Below are 17642 nucleotides of genomic sequence, written 5' to 3'. Positions count from 1 at the left end.
CATATGGTCATCATCCGTCTGGCTCGCGGCGGCTCGAAGAAGCGCCCGTTCTACAACATCGTCGCTACCGATTCGCGCAACCGTCGCGACGGCCGCTTCATCGAGCGCGTCGGCTTCTACAACCCGGTCGCGACGAAGGGCGAAGCACTGCGCATCGCTCAAGACCGTCTGACGTACTGGCAAGGCGTCGGCGCGCAACTGTCGCCGACCGTCGAGCGTCTCGTCAAGCAAGCGCAAAAGGCGCAGCCGGCTGCCTAATATGGCGCGGCGTGCCGGAAGTGCCGGCTGTGAGGTTCGTTGATGGCTGGTCACGACTCCGGTAGCGTAAAGCGCGGGCGGTCGCCGTCGTTCGGCGTATTCGTCCGCAAGCCCGTCGAGCGCGCGCCCACGAAAGAGGCGGGCGGCGGCGCGGCTGATTCGGAAGCAATTCGCATCGACACGGCGCAGTCGTGGCCGGACGATGCGGTCGAGGTTGGCGCGGTCGTCGATGCGTACGGCCTCAAAGGCTGGGTCAAGCTCGCGGCCCACGCCGGTGCGGGGCGAGGCGGCGATGCGCTCCTCGAGGCCCGCGATTGGTGGCTGCAAAAAGGCGCGGAGCGTAAATTCGCGCGCATCACGCAAGCGAAGTTGCATGGCGACGCCATCGTCGCGCATCCGGCCGGCTCCGCCGATCGCGATGCGGCACTCGCGTTGCGCGGTTTCCGCGTGTTCGTGCGTCGCGACGATTTCCCCGCGCTCGCCGACGGCGAGTTCTACTGGGTCGACCTGATCGGCCTCGACGTCGTCAACGAGGCGGGCGTCGCGCTCGGCAAGATCGCCGACATGATCGACAACGGCGTGCATTCGATCATGCGCGTCGAATATCCGACGACCGGCAAGGACGGCCGGCCGGTGGTCGGCGAGCGGCTGATTCCGTTCGTCGGCGTGTACGTGAAAGCGGTCGAGCAGGCGGCGGGGCGCATCGTCGTCGACTGGGAAGCCGATTACTGAAATGGACGAAGCCACGCAGAGCGCGATCCAGTTCGACGTCGTCACACTCTTTCCGGAGATGTTTCGCGCGTTGACCGACTGGGGCATTACGAGCCGCGCGGTGAAGCAGGGGCGGTTTGGCTTGCGTACGTGGAATCCGCGCGATTTCACGGCCGACAACTACCGCACCGTCGACGATCGTCCGTACGGCGGTGGTCCCGGCATGGTGATGCTCGCGAAGCCGCTCGAGGCGGCGATCGGCGCGGCGAAGGCCGCGCAGGCGGCGCAAGGTGCTGCGACGTCGCGCGTCGTGATGATGTCGCCGCAAGGCGCGCCGCTCACGCACGACCGCGTGATGCGGATGGTCGCGGAGCCGGGTGTCGTGCTGCTGTGCGGTCGCTACGAGGCGATCGACCAGCGCCTGATCGATCGTTGCGTCGACGAGGAACTGAGCCTCGGCGACTTCGTGCTGTCGGGCGGCGAATTGCCGGCGATGGCGCTGATGGACGCCGTCGTGCGCCAGCTTCCGGGCGTGTTGAACGATGCTCAGTCGGCGGTGCAGGACAGCTTTGCCGACGGGCTGCTCGATTGCCCGCACTACACGCGCCCCGAGGAATACGAGGGCGTGCGCGTGCCGGACGTGCTGCTCGGTGGGCACCATGCCGAGATCGAGCGCTGGCGTCGGCAGGAAGCGTTGAGAAATACTCTGGCGAAGCGCCCTGATCTGATTGCGCGGGCGCGTCGCGAAAAGTTGCTGAGCCGGGCCGACGAGGCGTGGCTTGCAAGTCTCGCGAAAGAAGCGAAGCAGGCCTTCTGAGGCGGCGCTCCGTTCGCGAATATGGCGGCGTCATGCATGCGTGCGCGGCGCCTGATGTGAATCCATCCTCTATCGGGGCCGAGCCGGGCGACCGGCAGGTGCGAACGCCGACAAGATGGCTTTAGGAGTCAGTGATGAATCTGATTGAAAAACTTGAGCAGGAAGAGATCGAGCGCGCGCTCGCAGGCAAGACGATCCCCGAATTCGCCCCGGGCGACACGGTGATCGTGAACGTGAACGTGGTGGAAGGTAGCCGCAAGCGCGTTCAGGCTTACGAAGGCGTCGTGATCGCGAAGCGCAACCGTGGTCTGAACTCGTCGTTCATCGTCCGCAAGATTTCGTCGGGCGAAGGCGTCGAGCGTACGTTCCAGACGTACTCGCCGCTCTTGGCGAGCATCGTCGTGAAGCGTCGCGGCGACGTGCGTCGCGCGAAGCTGTACTACCTGCGCGAGCGTTCGGGCAAGTCGGCTCGGATCAAGGAAAAGCTGGTGTCGAAGGATCGCGCCGCTGCTGCGAAACAGTAAGCGCAGTCGGGAACGCGTGCCGGATCCAATTCGGTGTGCGTTCCGCCAGGCGTGGAAAGGCGCCGTGCGGATGCTTCCGCACGGCGTTTTTTTCGGCAGCCTGTCGAAAGCCGCGGCGGCGCCGCGGCTTTTTTGTATCCGCTGAATCCTCGTGTATCCGAGCGATCGCGGGTGCCTCGACGCACTGCGCGTGTGATGCCGGAAGCCGGCCGGCATTCCGGCGGCCCCGGATTTCGATCGCCGGTCCGAAAGCGCGCCGCATCCGCTCATAGAAACTGGCCGAGCGGCAGATCGAGATCGATCGTCGCGTGGCTCAGTTCCGCTGCGGCTGCCTGAGCCTTCGCCGAAAACAGTCGCATCAGGACGATCTTGTTCAGCGCGTCGCTGCGCAGTGCGCCGTCCGCATGGCTGCCGATCAGCGTGACACGCGAGGCGATCGGCCAGCGGCCGGCTCGCGCATAGAAGCTCGCGAGCGGCGGATCGCACGTGAACACGCCGATGTCGATGCCGCTCGCTTCCATCCACTGCGTCGCCGCCGCGACCGTGCGCGTTCCGAGCCCCGCGCGCCGGTGGGCGGGATCGGTCGCGACCCAACTGAGGCCGCCGATCGAAAAGCGTTCGCCCGCGTGCGAAATCGTCTTGCGCACGATCGCTGCGTAGCTGACGATGTCGATGCTCTTCGGCGCCGACACATAGAACGACATCGCGTCGAGGCGCGGGTCGTGGATCACGGGCGCCGTGTCGCCGGGTTCGCATGCGTCGTCGGGATCGACGCGTTGGTGCAGCAGGGCGAACTGGCGCCGAAGCGCTTCGGGCGCGTCGTTATAGCGAATCGAGCAGAGTGCGTAGGCGGTCGTCATGGCGTGTAGTCGTCGTGATGTCGGAAGGGCCCGGCGTGGCGCCGATCGCGGTTCATGTGGATCCGTCAATCGTCCGCCCGCCGGTTGTCGAATCGTGTTGCCGGAAGCGCGGCCGCGCTCGTGCAGGTTTCAGCCTTCCGGTATTCGCAGGTTGCGAGGTCGAATCGATCGGGTTCGTATCGATCCGTACGCGTTGGAAATTGGATCGAGCGACTCGATTCTCGGGCGGAGCAGCCGTGTCGAATGCGGTCACACTCAGGTTTCCCGCATCCGCGAGACGCGCGGACAGGGGCGCTGATGCGTGTCGCTTCCCGTTCGATTGCAATGGGCGTCGGGCGTCTCGTGAATGCCGAACGCATTGCGCAAATCGATCGGCAAGCAGGTCCACCCCGAACGAAATGTCGCCGCATTCGGAACGTGTGGCTTCCTCGGGCTCGATCGTCACGAGGCGACTTCGGGCGCGAAACCGGAAAGCACACGTGCGCCGCACCGACTATTTCCTGCTCATTTTGCGCGCCGGAAGGCCAGGCGGCCGGGATCCGTTCGGTTCACCGGAAAATACGCGCAAACGCTGTCACTCGCGCAGCGCCGTCGGCGATCGCGCTGGAAACTCGCTCGGCCTGACGGCAAATCGCTACCGCCGAATTCGTGCCGAACAGCTGGGGTTTGCGACTCGTATCCGTCCGCCGCCACGGCTCGAGCCGCCGCAGCCGCAGCCGCAGCCGCAGCCGCAGCCAGTCTAAACAGACTGCCTGGCGTATATTGTGGCGTTGCGTACTTTTTTGCGATCCAGCCGTCTTCAAGACGGCGTTTTGATATTTTTGCTCGTATTTCATCGGCGCCCGGCGTCCTCGGGCAACCCGAAGTCGAACTGTGGCGCTGAATCCGCTCGCCGGATCGAGACGTTTGAAAGAGCGAATGGGCGGCGCAAGCGCCACGCGACGGTATGACGAATTCGGCCGATACGGCGCGAGTCGACGCTCGCCGCATGCCGCTTGCCGTGAATCCGCCGCTGCAGCCAATCTTCGCGCACCGTTTCCGAGCCGAATATCCCGATGCACGTCGCTTCGAGCTTGGATTTGCCGAGTCCGGGCCCATCGACATTTCGCACGGTATTTTCCGCTGCTTTTTGCGTGCATTCGGCGGGCGAACTGCGGACGGCGCTATTCCGGCACCATATAATGAGCCGAGAATCGACAAAGAACGTCGGCCGAATCCGCAGCGGTTTTTTCTGTCGCCGATGACGGTGTCGTTCGACGATCCGCCGCGCCGAGCGCTTTTTTCTTTCCGGCGCGACAATATGATCGTATTCATTCCAAGAAGAGCGTCCCCCTTGATCCGTCGCCCCATCATCGACCCCGAAGTGCTGCCGATCGAGACGACCGGCGCCGGCCTGCCGGCCGTCCCGCCGCCGTTGCTGACGCCGGAGGGCCTGCGCGACCGTTTCGCGCGACCGCTCGAATGGATGCAGGAACCTGCCGAGGCGCAACTCGTCGAAGGCGTCGATCCGCGCAGCGCGGCCGTACTCGTGCCGATCGTCATGCGCGAGCGCGGCTTGACCGTGCTGCTCACGCAGCGCGCCGACCACCTGAACGACCACGCCGGCCAGATCAGCTTTCCGGGCGGGCGCCGCGAGCCCGACGATCTCGATGCGAACGCGACCGCGCTGCGCGAGGCGCACGAGGAGATCGCACTCGCGCGCGAGCGCGTCGAATTGCTGGGTGCGCTGCCCGACTATCTGACGGGTACTGGCTTTTGCGTGACGCCCGTCGTCGCGCTCGTGCATCCGCCTTTCACGGTGCAGGCGGACACGCTCGAAGTGGCCGAGATCTTCGAAGTGCCGCTCGATTTTCTGATGAATCCCGCGCATCATCAGGTGCGGGTGTTTCGCTGGGAGGGCGGCGAGCGCCGTTTCTTCGCGATGCCGTATCCGCGCGGCCCGGTCGGCGGCCAGTACTTCATCTGGGGGGCGACGGCCGGCATGCTGCGCAACCTGTACCGCTTCCTCGCGGCCTAGCGGCGGGCGCCACAGTCGACGCACGCCGCGGGCCATCCGGCGCGTCCGCTGTGCTATCGTTACGCGAAAAATCAATCATCCCAGAACGGCACGGCCCTTCGCATGACTTTCTTCTCGGTTCTCCTTGCCCTCATCATCGAACAGGTCCGCGCGCTGTCGCCGAGCAATCCGGTCTTCGCGCTGTTTCAGTCTCATGCGGAATCGGCTGCGCACGGCTTCGACGCCGGCAAGCGGAAGCATGGCGTGCTCGCGTGGCTCGTCGTCGTGCTGCCCTGGGTGCTTGCCGCCGGGCTCGTTTATTTCCTGCTGTACAAGGTGAGCTTCGTGCTCGCGTTTCTCTGGAATGTCGTCGTCGTGTACTTTACGCTCGGCTTCCGGCAGTTCAGCCATTACTTCACCGACATCCACCTCGCGCTCAACAACGACGATGTGCCGCGCGCGCGCGACATCCTGCGCGAATGGACGGGCATCGACACGGTCGACATGCCGGTCAGCGAGATCGTCCGCCATACGCTGATCCATGCGGTCGTCGCGTCGCACCGCCACGTGTTCGGCGTGTTCTTCTGGTTCGTGTTGCCGATCGGCCCCGCGGGCGCGGTGCTGTACCGGATCGCCGAATATCTGGCGCGTAGCTGGTCGGTGCAGGCGGACGACCGCACCGCGGCGTTCTCGACGTTCGCGCAGCGTGCGTTCTTCGTGATCGACTGGGTGCCGGCGCGCCTGACCGCGCTCGGCTTCGCGATCGTCGGCAACTTCGAGGATGCGATCTACGCGTGGCGCAATCACACGCGACAGTGGCCCGACCCGAACGACGGCGTGCTGCTCGCGGCCGGCAGCGGCGCGCTTGGCGCGCGGCTCGCAGGCCCGCTCGCGGAGCCGTCGAGCGTCGATGCGCTGGCGGCCGGCGACAGCGGCCCGATGACCGTCGGCGACGACTGCACGCCGCGCACGCTGCAGTCGGCCGTCGGCCTCGTGTGGCGCGCGGTGATCCTGTGGATGCTGCTCCTGCTGATGCTGACGATCGCCGTCTGGGTGTCGTGACGCGAAGGCGGGGCGTAGTGCGTTCTTCGTCCGGACCGGCGACGATCGCCGGAGAAAAAGCCGGCTTCGAGCCGTAATGCAGTTCAGTTAAGCATGGTTCGCCGCGGCCTTGCCGAACCAAGGAAAAGGGCCGCTCCGGTATCAATCGGAGCGGCCTTTTTGATCTCAACCGAACGGCATTAGGCTTCGAGCCGGCTTTTTTTGCATGTTCTGCGCTTGCTGCGGGTCGCGGACGCCCGAATGGGCGTCAAATACGCGTAAAGCGGGGCGAAGCGCTGCGTCAGCCGTCGCGCGGTTCGCGGTTCGCGCCGCAATGCCAGCACGCGGTGAACTGCGCGTCGAGCGTCTCGCCGCAGCGCGCGCAGCGCCACGGCGTCGCGCCGGCGGGCGGCCCGGCCGACGCCGCCTCGATCAGCCGCCGCGCGAGCGCCTCGTCGCGCTCGTCGTCGAGCCAGATTTCCGGCAGGCACGCGTCGATCGGCAGGCCGCCGAGCGCGCCGCCCGCGAAGCGGTTGTGCAGCTCGCAGCCGACGCCCGCCACGTCGAGTACGTTCGCCCAGTGCTGGGCGGTCGCGAGATCGGGGGCCCTGAAGCGCATCGCGGCGTCTCCTCTGTGCACGACGAATGGGCGAGCGGGCGGCTCGCGGCCGCCGAGGCGCCCGGCTAGCGGACGATCTGGCTCGCCTCGTGCACGAGCTGTGCGTACAGCGTGTGGCGCGAGGGCGCGATCTTGCCGTCGGCGACGGCTTCCAGGATCGCACAGCCAGGCTCGTGCAGATGATGACAATTATAGAAACGGCAGTGCGGCAACAGCGGCCGGAACTCCGGGAACGCGCGCTCGAGGCGGCCTTCCGTCAGATGATAGAGCCCGAACTCCTGGAAGCCGGGCGAATCGATCAGCGCGCCGCCGTCGGCGAGCGGATAGAGGCGCGTGAACGTCGTCGTGTGGCGGCCGCTGTTGAGCGCTGCGGAGATCTCGCGCGTCGCCGCCTCGGCGTCGGGCACGAGCAGGTTCACGAGCGTCGATTTGCCCATCCCCGACTGGCCGAGCAGGATCGTCGAATGGCCGGCGAGGCGCGGCGCGAGCTGCGCGCGTGCGTCGTCGGGCGCGCCCTTGATCGATAGCTCGAGCACGTCGTAGCCGAGCGCGCGGTACGCCGCCAAACGCTCGCGCGCAACCGGCAGCGCGGCTTCGACATCGATCTTGTTCAGCAAGACGATCGGCTTCAGCTCGTTCGCCTCGGCGGCGATCAGCGCGCGGCCGAGCAGGTCTTCGCTGAAGTACGGCTCGGTCGCGAGCACGATCAGCAACTGATCGAGATTCGCGGCGAAGAGTTTCGACTTGAACTGGTCGGAGCGGTAGAGCAGGTTGCGCCGCTCACCGATCTCGACGATCACGCCCTGGTCGGCCGACGTCCGTTCGTAGACGACGCGGTCGCCGACCGCGACGTCGCTCTTCTTGCCGCGCGGAAAGCACTGCAGCATCGGGCCGCCGTCGGCGGGCGCGACGACGTAGTGGCGGCCGTGCGCGGCGATCACGCGTCCTTCGACGCGCTCGCCGCCGCGCGCGGCGGCCTTGGCCGGCTGCTTCGTCGGCGCGCGCTTCATGAGAGCTGGAGCAGCCGGTCGATCCGTTGCGACGCGGGCGGGTGCGAGTAGTAGAACGCGGTGTAGACGGGGTCGGGCGTGAGCGTCGACGCGTTGTCTTCGTAGAGCTTCACGAGCGCGTTGACGAGGTCGCGCGCGTCGGTCTGGCTCGCGGCGAACGCGTCGGCTTCGAACTCGTGCTTGCGCGAACTCAGGCTGCCGAGCGGCGTGACGAAAAACAGGAACACCGGCATCGACAGGAAGAACAGCACGAGCGCGACGCCCGCGTTGCTGCCTGCGAGCGACGGCATCACACCGAGGCCCGTGTAGAACCACGTGCGCTGCGCGAGCCAGCCGAGGAGCGCAAGGAGCGCGAGGCTCAGCGCGAACGTCCAGAGCATCCGCTTCATCACGTGGCGGCGTTTGAAATGGCCGAGCTCGTGCGCGAGCACGGCTTCGATCTCGTTGCCCGTCAGGCGGGCGAGCAGCGTATCGAAGAACACGATCCGCTTCGCGGCACCGAATCCCGTGAAATACGCATTGCCGTGCGCGGAGCGGCGGCTGCCGTCCATCACGAAGAGGCCCTTCGCCGCGAAGCCGCAGCGTTTCATCAGCCCCTCGATCCGCGTGCGCAGCGCGTCGTCGGACAGCGGCTCGAACTTGTTGAAGAGCGGCGCGATGAAGGTCGGATAGAGCACGAGGACGAGCAACTGGAAGCCGACCCACACGGCCCACGTCCACAGCCACCAGAGCGCTCCTGCCTGGTTCATCAGCCACAGCACGACGAACAGGAGCGGCAGCCCGAGCGCCGCGCCGAGGAGCGCGTTCTTTGCGAGATCGGCGAAGAACAGGCGCTTCGTCATCCGGTTGAAGCCGAAGCGCTCTTCGATGCCGAACTGGCGGTAGTACTCGAACGGCAGGTCGACGGCGCTCGAGATCACGAGCACCGCGGCGACGAGCGCGACCTGCTGGCCGTAGCCGTGGCCGAGCCAGCCGGTGAGGAGCGAATCGAGCGCGCCGACGCCGCCGAGGAGCGTGAGCCCGACGAGCACGGCCGAGCCGACGACGATCTCGAACATCGTGAGCCGGGTGCGTTCGACCGTGTAGTCGGCGGCGCGCTGGTGCGCGGTAAGCGGGATCGTTTCGCGGAACTGCGCGGGCACGCGGCCGCGATGTGCGGCGACGAAGCGGATCTGCCGCGACGCGAGCCACAGCTTGGTGCCCGTCATCGCGACGAGCGCGACGGCGAAGAGCAGGGTGAAGGTATAGGCGGACATCGAGGGCGCTAGTGGTATCTATGCGAGAATTATATGTTCTTGCGGACCCGGCCCGCTTGTCGCTTGCCGGTCCGCGTGGCGGCGCGCGCGCCGCCCGTCCATTTCCCAGGATTGCTCATGACCGATATCTCTGCCGTGGCCGGCCAGCCCGCGCTCGTTCGCAACGAACTGAACCTCGTCTGGCTCGACATGGAAATGACAGGCCTGAACCCGGACAGCGACCGTATCATCGAGATCGCCGTCGTCGTCACCAATTCGACCCTCGACATCGCGGTCGAAGGCCCCGTGTTCGCGATCCATCAGAGCGACGAGACGCTCGCGAAGATGGACGACTGGAACAAGAACACGCACGGCCGTTCCGGCCTCATCGACCGCGTGCGCGCGTCGACCGTCACCGAGGCGGACGCCGCCGCGCAGATCGAGGCGTTCCTCGGCCAGCACGTGCCCCCTGGCAAGTCGCCGATGTGCGGCAACTCGATCTGCCAGGACCGCCGCTTCATGGCGCGCTGGATGCCGGAACTCGAGCGCTTCTTCCATTACCGCAACCTCGACGTCAGCACGCTCAAGGAGCTGTGCCGGCGCTGGCAGCCTGCGATCTACAAGGGCTTCCAGAAGCGCGCGATGCATACGGCGCTTGCCGACATCCACGAGTCGATCGACGAGCTCAGGTACTACCGCGAGCACTTCCTGATTCCGGCCGCGCCGGCAGGCGAAACCGCTTGAGCGGCGGTCCGCGCGTCGTGGCGCCGGGCCGGGGAGGCGGGCGGGCGTCGCTGCGCCGCGGCGATCATTTCGGCGCGCGCACCGCGCTCTTCGGCCGGAACGCCGCGCATACGGCCGGATTCGTCTCCGCGTAAGGGCCGCCGATCAGGTCGATGCAATACGGCACCGCAGCGAAAATGCCCGGCACCTCGACCTTGCCGCCGTCGCCGCGCAGCCCTTCGAGCGTTTCCTTGATCGATTTCGGCTGGCCGGGCAGGTTCACGATCAGCGCCGCGTGATCCGCGGCCTCGCGGATCACCGCGACCTGCCGAGACAGGATCGCGGTCGGCACGAAATTCAGGCTGATCTGCCGCATCTGCTCGCCGAAGCCCGGCATCTCCTTCGTCGCGACCGCGAGCGTCGCCTCGGGCGTCACGTCTCGGCGCGCGGGGCCCGTGCCGCCCGTCGTCAGCACGAGGTCGCAGCCGGCCGCGTCGACGAGCTCGACGAGCGTCGCCGAGATCGTCGGCGCGTCGTCCTGGATGAGTCGCGTCTCGGCCCGCCACGGCGACGCAAGCGCCGACGCGAGCCACTCCTTCAGCGCGGGAATGCCTTTGTCCTCGTAGACGCCGCTGCTGGCGCGGTCGCTGATCGACACGAGGCCGATCACGAGTTCGTCGGGATGGTTACGCTTCGTCGTCGTCATTGTCGGAAGAAGAGGCGTGATCGGGCGAATCGTCCGCGTCGCCTGCCGCGCCGCTCGCCGTCTTGATCCATTGGAACAGCTCGCGGAAGTAGCGGGGCGGCTTCCCCTGCTGCGCTTCCCTGCGCGCGTTGCGGATCAGCATGCGGCCTTCCTGCACGTCGGCGGCCGGATGCTCGTGGATGAACGCGGTCAGCGCGTCGTCGCTCGCGAGCAGTCGCTCGCGGGTGCGCTCGATCCAGTGCAGGCGTGCGGTCTCGGCCTTGTTGACGCCGCGCTGCGTGTCGAGCGCCAGCCGCAGCGCGGCTGTTTCGTCGGCGGAGAGCGAGCGCATCACGCGGCCGACGTACTGGATCTGGCGGCGCTTGCCCTCATGATCGGTAATGCGGCGCGCCTCGCGCACGGCTTCGGCGAGATCTTCCGGCATCGGCATGCGCTTGAACGCATCCTTCGGCAACTCGACGAGGGCGACGCCCAGCTCCTGCAGCGCGTGCATGTCGCGCTTCAGTTGGGACTTGCTGGGGCGATCGTAACCGTGGCTGGCGTCTTCGGCGGCGGGCTCGATCGGTTGGATACGGGTTTTGCGTGTCATGGGCGGCATTGTATCGCGCCGCGCACCGCACGCCGCGCACCGCGTTCGCCGACCCGCGTCGCCCGCGCCGGACCTTGCTATGATCGCGGGATACGCACATTTTGAAACACGCGGGCGAACCGCCCGCCACCGGATACCACGACGATGGCTGCAAACCTCGACGCCCAGGCGCACTATTTCCCGCACACGCAGAACGAACTGAAAGAAATCGCGACGGATATCCTCCGGCACGCGAAGGCGCTCGGCGCGACCGACGCCGCGACCGAAATCTCCGAGGGCGACGGCCTGTCGGTGTCGGTGCGGCGCGGCGAGGTCGAGACGATCGAGCACAACCGCGACAAGACGGTCGGCGTGACCGTCTTCATCGGCAAGAAGCGCGGCAACGCGAGCACGTCGGATTTCTCGCCCGCCGCGCTGAAGGACACGGTCGCGGCCGCGTACAACATCGCGCGCTTCACGGCCGAGGATGACGCGGCGGGGCTCGCCGAAGCCGAGCTGCTCGAAACCGATCCGCGCGATCTCGATCTCTATCATCCGTGGCGCATCTCGGCCGACGAAGCGGTCGACATCGCGCGCCGCTCGGAGGACGCCGCGTTTGCGGTCAGCCCGCAGATCCGCAATTCTGAGGGCGCGAGCGTGTCCGCGCAGCACTCGCAGTTCGTGCTCGCGACGTCGCGCGGCTTTCTTGCCGGCTATCCGTACTCGCGCCACTACATCGCGTGCGCGCCGATCGCGGGCAGCGGCCGCCACATGCAGCGTGACGACTGGTACACGTCGAAGCGCCGCGCGGACGAGCTCGCTTCGCCCGAGTCGGTCGGCCGTTATGCGGCCGAGCGTGCGCTCGCGCGGATCGGCGCGCGCCGCCTCGATACGCGCAAGGTGCCGGTGCTGTTCGAGGCGCCGCTCGCGGCAGGCTTGCTCGGCGCGTTCGTGCAGGCGGTGAGCGGCGGCGCACTGTATCGCAAGACGTCGTTCCTCGTCGACAGCCTCGGCAAAGAGGTGTTCGCGCCGCACGTGCAGATCGTCGAGGACCCGCACGTGCCGCGCGCGATGGGCAGCGCGCCGTTCGACGAGGAAGGCGTTCGCACGCGCGCGCGCAGCGTCGTGAAGGACGGCGTCGTCGAGGGCTATTTCCTGTCGACGTACTCGGCGCGCAAGCTCGGCACGCAGACGACCGGCAACGCGGGCGGCTCGCACAACATCGCGCTGAAGAGCGCGCTCACGCGGCCGACCGACGACTTCGACGCGATGCTGAAGAAGCTCGGCACGGGTCTTTTGCTGACGGAACTGATGGGGCAGGGCGTCAACTACGTGACGGGCGACTATTCGCGCGGCGCGGCGGGCTTCTGGGTCGAGAACGGCGAGATTCAGTATCCGGTCGAGGAGATCACCGTCGCGAGCACGCTGCAGGAGATGTTCCGCCACATCGTCGCGATCGGCGCGGATTCGATCGTGCGCGGGACGAAGGCGACGGGCTCGGTGCTGATCGAGCAGATGACGATCGCGGGGCAGTGAGCGTCGCGATCGGTTCGATCGTGTAAAAGCAAAAAGCGCCACGGCAAGCGGCGCTTTAGAATGCTGACGAACCCCTCGTTTTTCGGAACGAGGGGTTTTGTCTTTTTGGGCGTCTTTGCCGCAGCGGCGCGTGGACGCGCGCCGCCGCCCGCGTCAGCCGGCGCGCTTGCGCCGGTAGACGACGAAAGCGTACGTGAAATCGTTCGGCTCCGCCGCGCGATGTGCGTCGCGCGACACCTCTTCCCATTGCGCGGGATCGGGCGCGGGAAACGACGCGTCTCCTTCGAAGTCCTTGTCGATCTCGGTGACGACCAGCTTGTCCGCGTGCCGCAGGCCCTCCGCGTAGAGCTGCGCGCCGCCGATCAGAAACGCCTCGGCCGCGCCGTCGCGCGCAGCGAGGGCGAGTGCGTCGTCGAGCGACGAAACCGTGTCGCAGCCGTCGAAGCGCCGCGCGGCGTCGCGCGTGACGACGATGTTGCGGCGACCGGGCAGCGGCCGGCCGATCGATTCATGCGTCTTGCGGCCCATGACGATCGGTGCGCCCATCGTCGTGCGCTTGAAGAACGCGAGATCCTCGGGGAGTTTCCACGGAAGTTGGTTGTCGCGGCCGATTACGCCGTTGCGGGCGCGTGCGACGATCAGGGTCAGCGTCGTCATGACGGAAAGAAAAGATGCCGAAGGGCACGATTTTACCGGATCGCGCATCGCGCGCCGTGCCGGCCTCGTTCGGCGCGGCGGGATGGGCGGCGTTTGCATCGCGTCGGTCCGAATGCCGCTTCGCGCGCGGCACGCGCGGCGACGGACGCCTCGCTCGCCGCGCCTTATACGTCATGCACCGTGCCGCATGCGCGGAACGCGCGCATCACGTGCGCTCGGCTTCGTCGTCGGCGTTGCCCGCGCCCGGCCGATGCGCGGCGCCCCATGACAGCTCGCGCAGCCCGTGCGACACCATCAGCCGATACAGCGTCGCGCGCGACACGCCGAGCTCGGCTGCCGCTTCCGTCAGGCGGTGGCGATGCCGCAGCAGCGACGCTTCGATCGTCCGGCGCTCGGCACGCTCGCGCGCTTCGGCGAGCGTCGTCGCCTGGCGCGTCGCGTACGGCGCGAGATCGAGATCGGCGGCCGATAGTTGGCGGCCGTCGGACATCACGATCGCGCGCCGGATCCGGTTGATCAGCTCGCGCACGTTGCCGGGCCACTGATAGTTGTACATCGCTTCGATCGCGCACGATGTGAAGCCGCGAATCCGGCGCGCGCCGTCGCTCCTGAACCGATGCAGGATGTGATGCGCGAGGATTTCGATGTCCTTGCCGCGCGCGCGCAGCGGTGGCTCTTCGAGCTTCAGCACGCACAGCCGGTGAAACAGGTCCTCGCGGAAGCGGCCTTCGCGCATCGCCGTTTCGAGATTGACATGCGTCGCGGAGATGATCCGCACGTCTACCGCAATCGACTCGTGTCCGCCGAGGCGCTCGATCTTGCCTTCCTGCAGGAAGCGCAGCATGCTCGCCTGGCTTTCGAGCGGCATGTCGCCGATCTCGTCGAGGAACAGCGCGCCGCCGTCGGCCGCTTCGACACGGCCGATCTTGCGCTGGCTCGCGCCCGTGAACGCGCCGCGCTCATAGCCGAATAGTTCGGACTGCAGCAGATGATTCGGAATCGCGCCGCAGTTGATCGCGACGAACGGCGCCTTGCGGCGCTCCGAGCGCTCGTGGATCGCGAGCGCGGTCAGCTCTTTGCCGGTGCCGGATTCGCCGGAGATGAACACGGTCGCGTCGGTTGCGGCCACCTTGCGGATCATCCGGAACAACTGCTGCATCGCGTCGCATGCGCCGACCATCTCGTCGCCCGTCGTCTGGGCGATGCCCGCTGCGAAATCCAGATCGTACAGCGAGACCATCCCGTATGCGTGGCCGACGAGATAATCGATCGTCTCGTGCGGCGGCGGGCCTTGCGTGTAGTCGAAGCAGTACTGGCGAATCAGCCGGCGCACGTCGGGATCGTTGATGCGCGTGTCGCCCGCGAGTGCGATCCAGCCGACCTGCTGCTGCCGCAGCACCAATTCAAGCGTCGACAGCTCGCGCGGCGCGAAACCGTCGAGATCCGCGATCCCCGCCTGTGGCTGGTTCGGCTTCACGCGGCGCGCCGCTTCGTTCGCCGAGCGCGCGACGTGCACGTTCCAGCGCCGCGCGCGCAGATGTTCGACGAGCGTCGTGTCGGGCGTGCGCGACAGGTAGACGAGCGGGCGTATGGCCTGCTCGTCCGCGCTCGGGTTGGTCGATGCGGACGAGGAATGCGTGGCGTGACCGGGCGGCGTGCAATCGGGGTAGGGACGGAAGTCGTGCACGATGCACCTCTGCAGATATTGTTCGGAACGTGTCGGGGATGCGCGCGTCGATAGTGGCTCGCGGCGCGTCGTATGCGTTGTCGGGCGCGATCGTCGGCGTATGCGTATCGAAGGTGTGATCGAAGGCGTAATCGAAGCGGGCGCGCGGCGCGGGGATCGACGCCGGTCGGCTTGCGCTCGGCTCGCGCACCGATGCGGCGTAGGCGCATTCGGTCGGGATGGGCTGGTGGCGTCGAGCGCGATGTGCGTCGCGCGGTGCGCGGAAAACGTAAGCGCGCCGGCAGCGTCGTGTCGGCTGACGCAGCCGTGTTGTGTGGTCGTCGACCATGCCCGGCCGATCGCCGACCAGACGATCGAGGACACACGCGCACGACGCGCGGCGCGCGAATGCGGCTGGCCGAGCGGGCGTCGGCGCGATTTCCCCGGACATGTCGGTCCCCCCGTGGCGTGTCGCGTTGCGATCGTCGCGGCGCGATGCGCATTCCTCGGTAAGTCGTCGTCGGCTGCGTTTCAGCGCGGCGACCGCGAGTGATTGTCCTCCCAGTTGCCGGCATCGCCGGCGGTCTTCGTTTCGATGCTGCCGATTGCGCTCGTCGCGGCGAGTACGTTCGCTCGCCGCGCCGGGAAAACGTGCGCGACGATGCGACGTGTCGCCACGTCGTCGGCGTCGCGCATGCGTGGCGAATGTCTCGGCGTGTTCGCCGGCGCCGACATATTCGCATTCGTCGAGACGTATACCGCGCGATCCCGATCGCTTGGCTGAACGACGCACTTCGATGCGACGAATGAGCGGCCGTCATGCATCGAAGGCGTGTGCTGCGGATCGCCGAGACCCGAGTCGGTCGCGCGATTCGATGTCGATGTCGATTCGTGCGCGTCGTGCGGCGGATCGCCCGAACGATTGGACGACAAATCGACAAGCGGCGATCGATACGCAGCGAGCGATGCGCGGTTCCGATCGGCGATGCGCGAGCGCAGTCGCGCATCGCCGGCGATATTGCGCGCGGATCGTGTGCGATGCGAGTCGCAGCGACGGTGCATGCCGCACGAGGCGCTCGACACCGGCGCGATTGGCCGATCGTCGGCGGCCGTCGCGGCGAGGCCGTCGCGCGCTGCATCGACGCGATCGGCGCGCGCCAACCAGCGGGACAGGTCCGCGCGCGGCGTGAGGCCGGTTGTGCCGTGTGGAGCGGGGGGGAGCGGCGAAGCGAACGCGAAACCGATTGCCGACGCAAGCATCATCGCCGATGCAACGAAGAGGCGTTTCATCAGACACTCCGACATGTATGGATTCTGCTGCCAAAAAGAGTGCCCGCCGGGGGACGGAGCACCAAAACGTTCGCCGTTGCATGAACGGCTCCGGCTATCTGGATGACCTGGACGATTCCGATGAGATGCGCGAGCGCGTCGCCGTGGCGCAATGCCCGCTGCATTTCATGCCCCCCCGCCGGCTGTCCCAGACTTCCGTGTTTAGGGACCGCCTCGGATAGTTCGCTATCCGAGGCGGTTTCCGCTTTCGCGCTCAGCGTGCGGGTTGCGACGCTGTCGCGCTGAAGACCTGCTGTGCCCGCATGCCGATGCGCGGGCGACGGACCTCGCGGATTCGGCAATGCGATGCATCCGGCGCTCGTCGTCGCATGCGATGCGCCGTTCCGAGCGAGACGGATGGAGATGCGCGAGTGCTTCGGACTGGGGCGAGATGCGGCGGCCGTGTTCCGCGCATCGGTCGCGCTCGTGTGGCGCGGCTGCTCGCGCGAAACCGCGACGTCGTGATGATCGTGATCATCGCGAATGCGCAGCGCCTGTCGACGCGCGCCGCGCGATGCGATCGCATGCGTGCAGATCGCGCTGCCTGGAACCGTGCCCATCGGCTCAACGCGCACGATTGCGGCGGCGGAACCGGTCCGCAAAGCGTGCAACGCGCGGCGCGACGACGGCTGCGAGGCGTCGGGCAGTACAGTCATCTCGTCTCCTCTTCGTCTTGCGTGGTTTTGTCGCGGTGGGCCTGGCCCTTTACATGCGAGTCCGTCATCGCCTCGTATAGCTCGTGCCGTCGCCTCGAACCGTGCGCTGCGCATCGGACGGCACGGGCAGCGGTGTCGGCGGCCCAATCTCGTCCCACAGCGTCACGGCCGCGCTGCGGTCGGAGAGCGGCGTCGCGACGGGAACAGAGGCCGCCACACGCTCCCGCTGTCGCGCGAATACGCCGGCATCGACATGCACGAAACGCTCGGTCCATTCGGCAGCGGTGACATGCACGGGCTGCTTGTCGACGTTCCGGTATGTATCGTTTTCGTGCGCGATTGCGACGAAAGGCGACAACGCCGCAAACAATACCGTGAGCACTGTGACGATGAGATGTGGTCGATAGGCAAGACAAGCGGCGATGCGCATGACGTCTCTCCGGTTTGCCGGTGATCGAGCGAAATACATGCCACCGCGCGCCATCCGTTGACTGGACGAGCTGCCCGAATGCGCGGACGAATCGGGGTACGGCCAAACACGTGCAAAACGTTTCAGCTTTGAAACGGCCGATCGGGAATACCGCTGATTCAAAAATCGACGGATTAATCTAATCTTCCATTCAAGCGCACGACGAATTAAGCGAATCGTTAGATACAGTCTTTCGGAATATCAGCAGAGGAATGCAATTGATTTGATGCAGCCGATGCTGAAAAAAGATGATTTAATTCA

General features: G+C 66.7%; 21 protein-coding genes. 8 read left to right on the top strand and 13 right to left on the bottom strand.

All coding sequences use genetic code 11. The features are described 5' to 3' along the window. Positions 1-3: 3 nt before the first annotated feature. The 4 genes from rpsP (at position 4) to rplS (ending at position 2310) form a co-directional block, all read left to right on the top strand. Complete coding sequence (gene rpsP, locus WS70_RS13615) at positions 4-258, top strand: 30S ribosomal protein S16 (RefSeq protein ID WP_004189402.1); 255 nt, start codon at positions 4-6, stop codon at positions 256-258. Positions 259-300: 42 nt separating this feature from the next. Continuing rightward, on the top strand, positions 301-990 hold the full coding sequence (rimM, locus tag WS70_RS13610) for a ribosome maturation factor RimM (protein WP_059469411.1): 690 nt from the start codon (positions 301-303) through the stop codon (positions 988-990). A 1-nt stretch (position 991) separates the two neighbouring features. Continuing rightward, positions 992-1786, top strand: a complete 795-nt coding sequence (gene trmD / locus WS70_RS13605) for a tRNA (guanosine(37)-N1)-methyltransferase TrmD (RefSeq protein ID WP_059596693.1) — start codon at positions 992-994, stop codon at positions 1784-1786. Positions 1787-1920: 134 nt separating this feature from the next. Further along, complete coding sequence (rplS, locus tag WS70_RS13600) at positions 1921-2310, top strand: 50S ribosomal protein L19 (RefSeq protein WP_059469413.1); 390 nt, start codon at positions 1921-1923, stop codon at positions 2308-2310. A 266-nt stretch (positions 2311-2576) separates the two neighbouring features. On the opposite strand, the gene WS70_RS13595 is transcribed toward rplS, so the two are convergent. From WS70_RS13595 to WS70_RS31540, 3 genes are all read right to left on the bottom strand, one after another. Next, a complete protein-coding gene (locus WS70_RS13595; protein WP_059469414.1) occupies positions 2577-3170 on the bottom strand; it encodes a GNAT family N-acetyltransferase in 594 nt (197 codons plus the stop codon). Positions 3171-3718: 548 nt separating this feature from the next. Beyond that, positions 3719-4006 carry a hypothetical protein gene (locus WS70_RS31545; RefSeq protein WP_159082898.1) on the bottom strand — a complete coding sequence of 96 codons (288 nt, stop codon included), beginning with the start codon at positions 4004-4006 and terminating at the stop codon, positions 3719-3721. Beyond that, a complete protein-coding gene (locus tag WS70_RS31540; RefSeq protein ID WP_159082897.1) occupies positions 4003-4281 on the bottom strand; it encodes a hypothetical protein in 279 nt (92 codons plus the stop codon). Before WS70_RS31540 ends, WS70_RS31545 begins: the two co-directional genes overlap by 4 nt. A gap of 222 nt (positions 4282-4503) precedes the next feature. Here WS70_RS31540 and WS70_RS13590 point away from each other — a divergent pair, with 222 nt between their 5' ends. Both WS70_RS13590 and WS70_RS13585 read left to right on the top strand, forming a co-directional pair. Beyond that, a complete protein-coding gene (locus WS70_RS13590; RefSeq protein WP_059469415.1) occupies positions 4504-5187 on the top strand; it encodes a CoA pyrophosphatase in 684 nt (227 codons plus the stop codon). Positions 5188-5289: 102 nt separating this feature from the next. Next, positions 5290-6228: a CobD/CbiB family protein gene (locus tag WS70_RS13585; RefSeq protein ID WP_059469416.1), complete on the top strand. Its 939-nt coding sequence runs from the start codon at positions 5290-5292 to the stop codon at positions 6226-6228. A 280-nt stretch (positions 6229-6508) separates the two neighbouring features. Here WS70_RS13585 and WS70_RS13580 read toward each other — a convergent pair whose 3' ends face one another. From WS70_RS13580 to WS70_RS13570, 3 genes are all read right to left on the bottom strand, one after another. Further along, positions 6509-6826, bottom strand: a complete 318-nt coding sequence (locus tag WS70_RS13580) for a putative signal transducing protein (protein ID WP_059469417.1) — start codon at positions 6824-6826, stop codon at positions 6509-6511. Positions 6827-6891: 65 nt separating this feature from the next. Continuing rightward, entirely contained in the window at positions 6892-7836 is a 945-nt protein-coding gene (gene rsgA / locus WS70_RS13575) for a ribosome small subunit-dependent GTPase A (RefSeq protein WP_059469418.1), read from the bottom strand. Continuing rightward, positions 7833-9092, bottom strand: coding sequence for a M48 family metallopeptidase (locus WS70_RS13570; RefSeq protein ID WP_059596692.1), 1260 nt, complete (start codon positions 9090-9092; stop codon positions 7833-7835). The genes rsgA and WS70_RS13570 overlap by 4 nt, the downstream gene beginning before the upstream one ends. A 117-nt stretch (positions 9093-9209) precedes the next feature. Here WS70_RS13570 and orn point away from each other — a divergent pair, with 117 nt between their 5' ends. Then, entirely contained in the window at positions 9210-9815 is a 606-nt protein-coding gene (gene orn / locus WS70_RS13565) for an oligoribonuclease (protein WP_059596691.1), read from the top strand. A 64-nt stretch (positions 9816-9879) separates the two neighbouring features. On the opposite strand, the gene mog is transcribed toward orn, so the two are convergent. Beyond that, a complete protein-coding gene (gene mog, locus WS70_RS13560; protein ID WP_082715908.1) occupies positions 9880-10500 on the bottom strand; it encodes a molybdopterin adenylyltransferase in 621 nt (206 codons plus the stop codon). Further along, positions 10481-11089, bottom strand: coding sequence for a ribosome biogenesis factor YjgA (gene yjgA, locus WS70_RS13555; protein WP_059596690.1), 609 nt, complete (start codon positions 11087-11089; stop codon positions 10481-10483). The genes mog and yjgA overlap by 20 nt, the downstream gene beginning before the upstream one ends. 144 nt (positions 11090-11233) lie before the next feature. Between yjgA and pmbA the strand changes: the two genes are divergently transcribed. Continuing rightward, the gene (pmbA, locus tag WS70_RS13545) at positions 11234-12604 is read left to right on the top strand and encodes a metalloprotease PmbA (protein WP_059469420.1); all 1371 of its coding nucleotides are present in this window, start codon (positions 11234-11236) and stop codon (positions 12602-12604) included. 153 nt (positions 12605-12757) lie between these two features. On the opposite strand, the gene WS70_RS13540 is transcribed toward pmbA, so the two are convergent. From WS70_RS13540 to WS70_RS13520, 5 genes are all read right to left on the bottom strand, one after another. Continuing rightward, a complete protein-coding gene (locus WS70_RS13540) occupies positions 12758-13261 on the bottom strand; it encodes a dihydrofolate reductase (protein ID WP_059469421.1) in 504 nt (167 codons plus the stop codon). 205 nt (positions 13262-13466) lie between these two features. Then, positions 13467-14948: a sigma-54 dependent transcriptional regulator gene (locus WS70_RS13535; protein ID WP_059596689.1), complete on the bottom strand. Its 1482-nt coding sequence runs from the start codon at positions 14946-14948 to the stop codon at positions 13467-13469. A 510-nt stretch (positions 14949-15458) separates the two neighbouring features. Next, complete coding sequence (locus WS70_RS31535) at positions 15459-15623, bottom strand: hypothetical protein (protein ID WP_156437919.1); 165 nt, start codon at positions 15621-15623, stop codon at positions 15459-15461. Positions 15624-16216: 593 nt separating this feature from the next. Further along, a complete protein-coding gene (locus tag WS70_RS31530) occupies positions 16217-16912 on the bottom strand; it encodes a hypothetical protein (protein WP_159082896.1) in 696 nt (231 codons plus the stop codon). 64 nt (positions 16913-16976) lie between these two features. Further along, entirely contained in the window at positions 16977-17342 is a 366-nt protein-coding gene (locus WS70_RS13520; RefSeq protein WP_059596687.1) for a hypothetical protein, read from the bottom strand. Positions 17343-17642: the final 300 nt, after the last annotated feature.

This window comes from Burkholderia mayonis (genome assembly GCF_001523745.2).
In the GTDB taxonomy this organism is placed as follows: Bacteria; Pseudomonadota; Gammaproteobacteria; order Burkholderiales; family Burkholderiaceae; genus Burkholderia; species Burkholderia mayonis.
This window is presented reverse-complemented; position numbering and strand designations above follow the sequence as displayed.

Bases quoted from the DNA above. Each gene is read 5' to 3' on its own strand.
- mog (WP_082715908.1), bottom strand. From the start codon at position 10,500: ATGACGACGACGAAGCGTAACCATCCCGACGAACTCGTGATCGGCCTC.
- rplS (WP_059469413.1), top strand. From the start codon at position 1,921: ATGAATCTGATTGAAAAACTTGAGCAGGAAGAGATCGAGCGCGCGCTC.
- WS70_RS13540 (WP_059469421.1), bottom strand. From the start codon at position 13,261: ATGACGACGCTGACCCTGATCGTCGCACGCGCCCGCAACGGCGTAATC.
- WS70_RS13595 (WP_059469414.1), bottom strand. From the start codon at position 3,170: ATGACGACCGCCTACGCACTCTGCTCGATTCGCTATAACGACGCGCCC.
- orn (WP_059596691.1), top strand. From the start codon at position 9,210: ATGACCGATATCTCTGCCGTGGCCGGCCAGCCCGCGCTCGTTCGCAAC.
- rimM (WP_059469411.1), top strand. From the start codon at position 301: ATGGCTGGTCACGACTCCGGTAGCGTAAAGCGCGGGCGGTCGCCGTCG.
- WS70_RS13520 (WP_059596687.1), bottom strand. From the start codon at position 17,342: ATGCGCATCGCCGCTTGTCTTGCCTATCGACCACATCTCATCGTCACA.
- rpsP (WP_004189402.1), top strand. From the start codon at position 4: ATGGTCATCATCCGTCTGGCTCGCGGCGGCTCGAAGAAGCGCCCGTTC.
- WS70_RS13585 (WP_059469416.1), top strand. From the start codon at position 5,290: ATGACTTTCTTCTCGGTTCTCCTTGCCCTCATCATCGAACAGGTCCGC.
- rsgA (WP_059469418.1), bottom strand. From the start codon at position 7,836: ATGAAGCGCGCGCCGACGAAGCAGCCGGCCAAGGCCGCCGCGCGCGGC.
- pmbA (WP_059469420.1), top strand. From the start codon at position 11,234: ATGGCTGCAAACCTCGACGCCCAGGCGCACTATTTCCCGCACACGCAG.
- WS70_RS31545 (WP_159082898.1), bottom strand. From the start codon at position 4,006: ATGAAATACGAGCAAAAATATCAAAACGCCGTCTTGAAGACGGCTGGA.
- WS70_RS31535 (WP_156437919.1), bottom strand. From the start codon at position 15,623: ATGCGCGACGCCGACGACGTGGCGACACGTCGCATCGTCGCGCACGTT.
- WS70_RS13580 (WP_059469417.1), bottom strand. From the start codon at position 6,826: ATGCGCTTCAGGGCCCCCGATCTCGCGACCGCCCAGCACTGGGCGAAC.
- WS70_RS31530 (WP_159082896.1), bottom strand. From the start codon at position 16,912: ATGACTGTACTGCCCGACGCCTCGCAGCCGTCGTCGCGCCGCGCGTTG.
- WS70_RS13570 (WP_059596692.1), bottom strand. From the start codon at position 9,092: ATGTCCGCCTATACCTTCACCCTGCTCTTCGCCGTCGCGCTCGTCGCG.
- trmD (WP_059596693.1), top strand. From the start codon at position 992: ATGGACGAAGCCACGCAGAGCGCGATCCAGTTCGACGTCGTCACACTC.
- yjgA (WP_059596690.1), bottom strand. From the start codon at position 11,089: ATGACACGCAAAACCCGTATCCAACCGATCGAGCCCGCCGCCGAAGAC.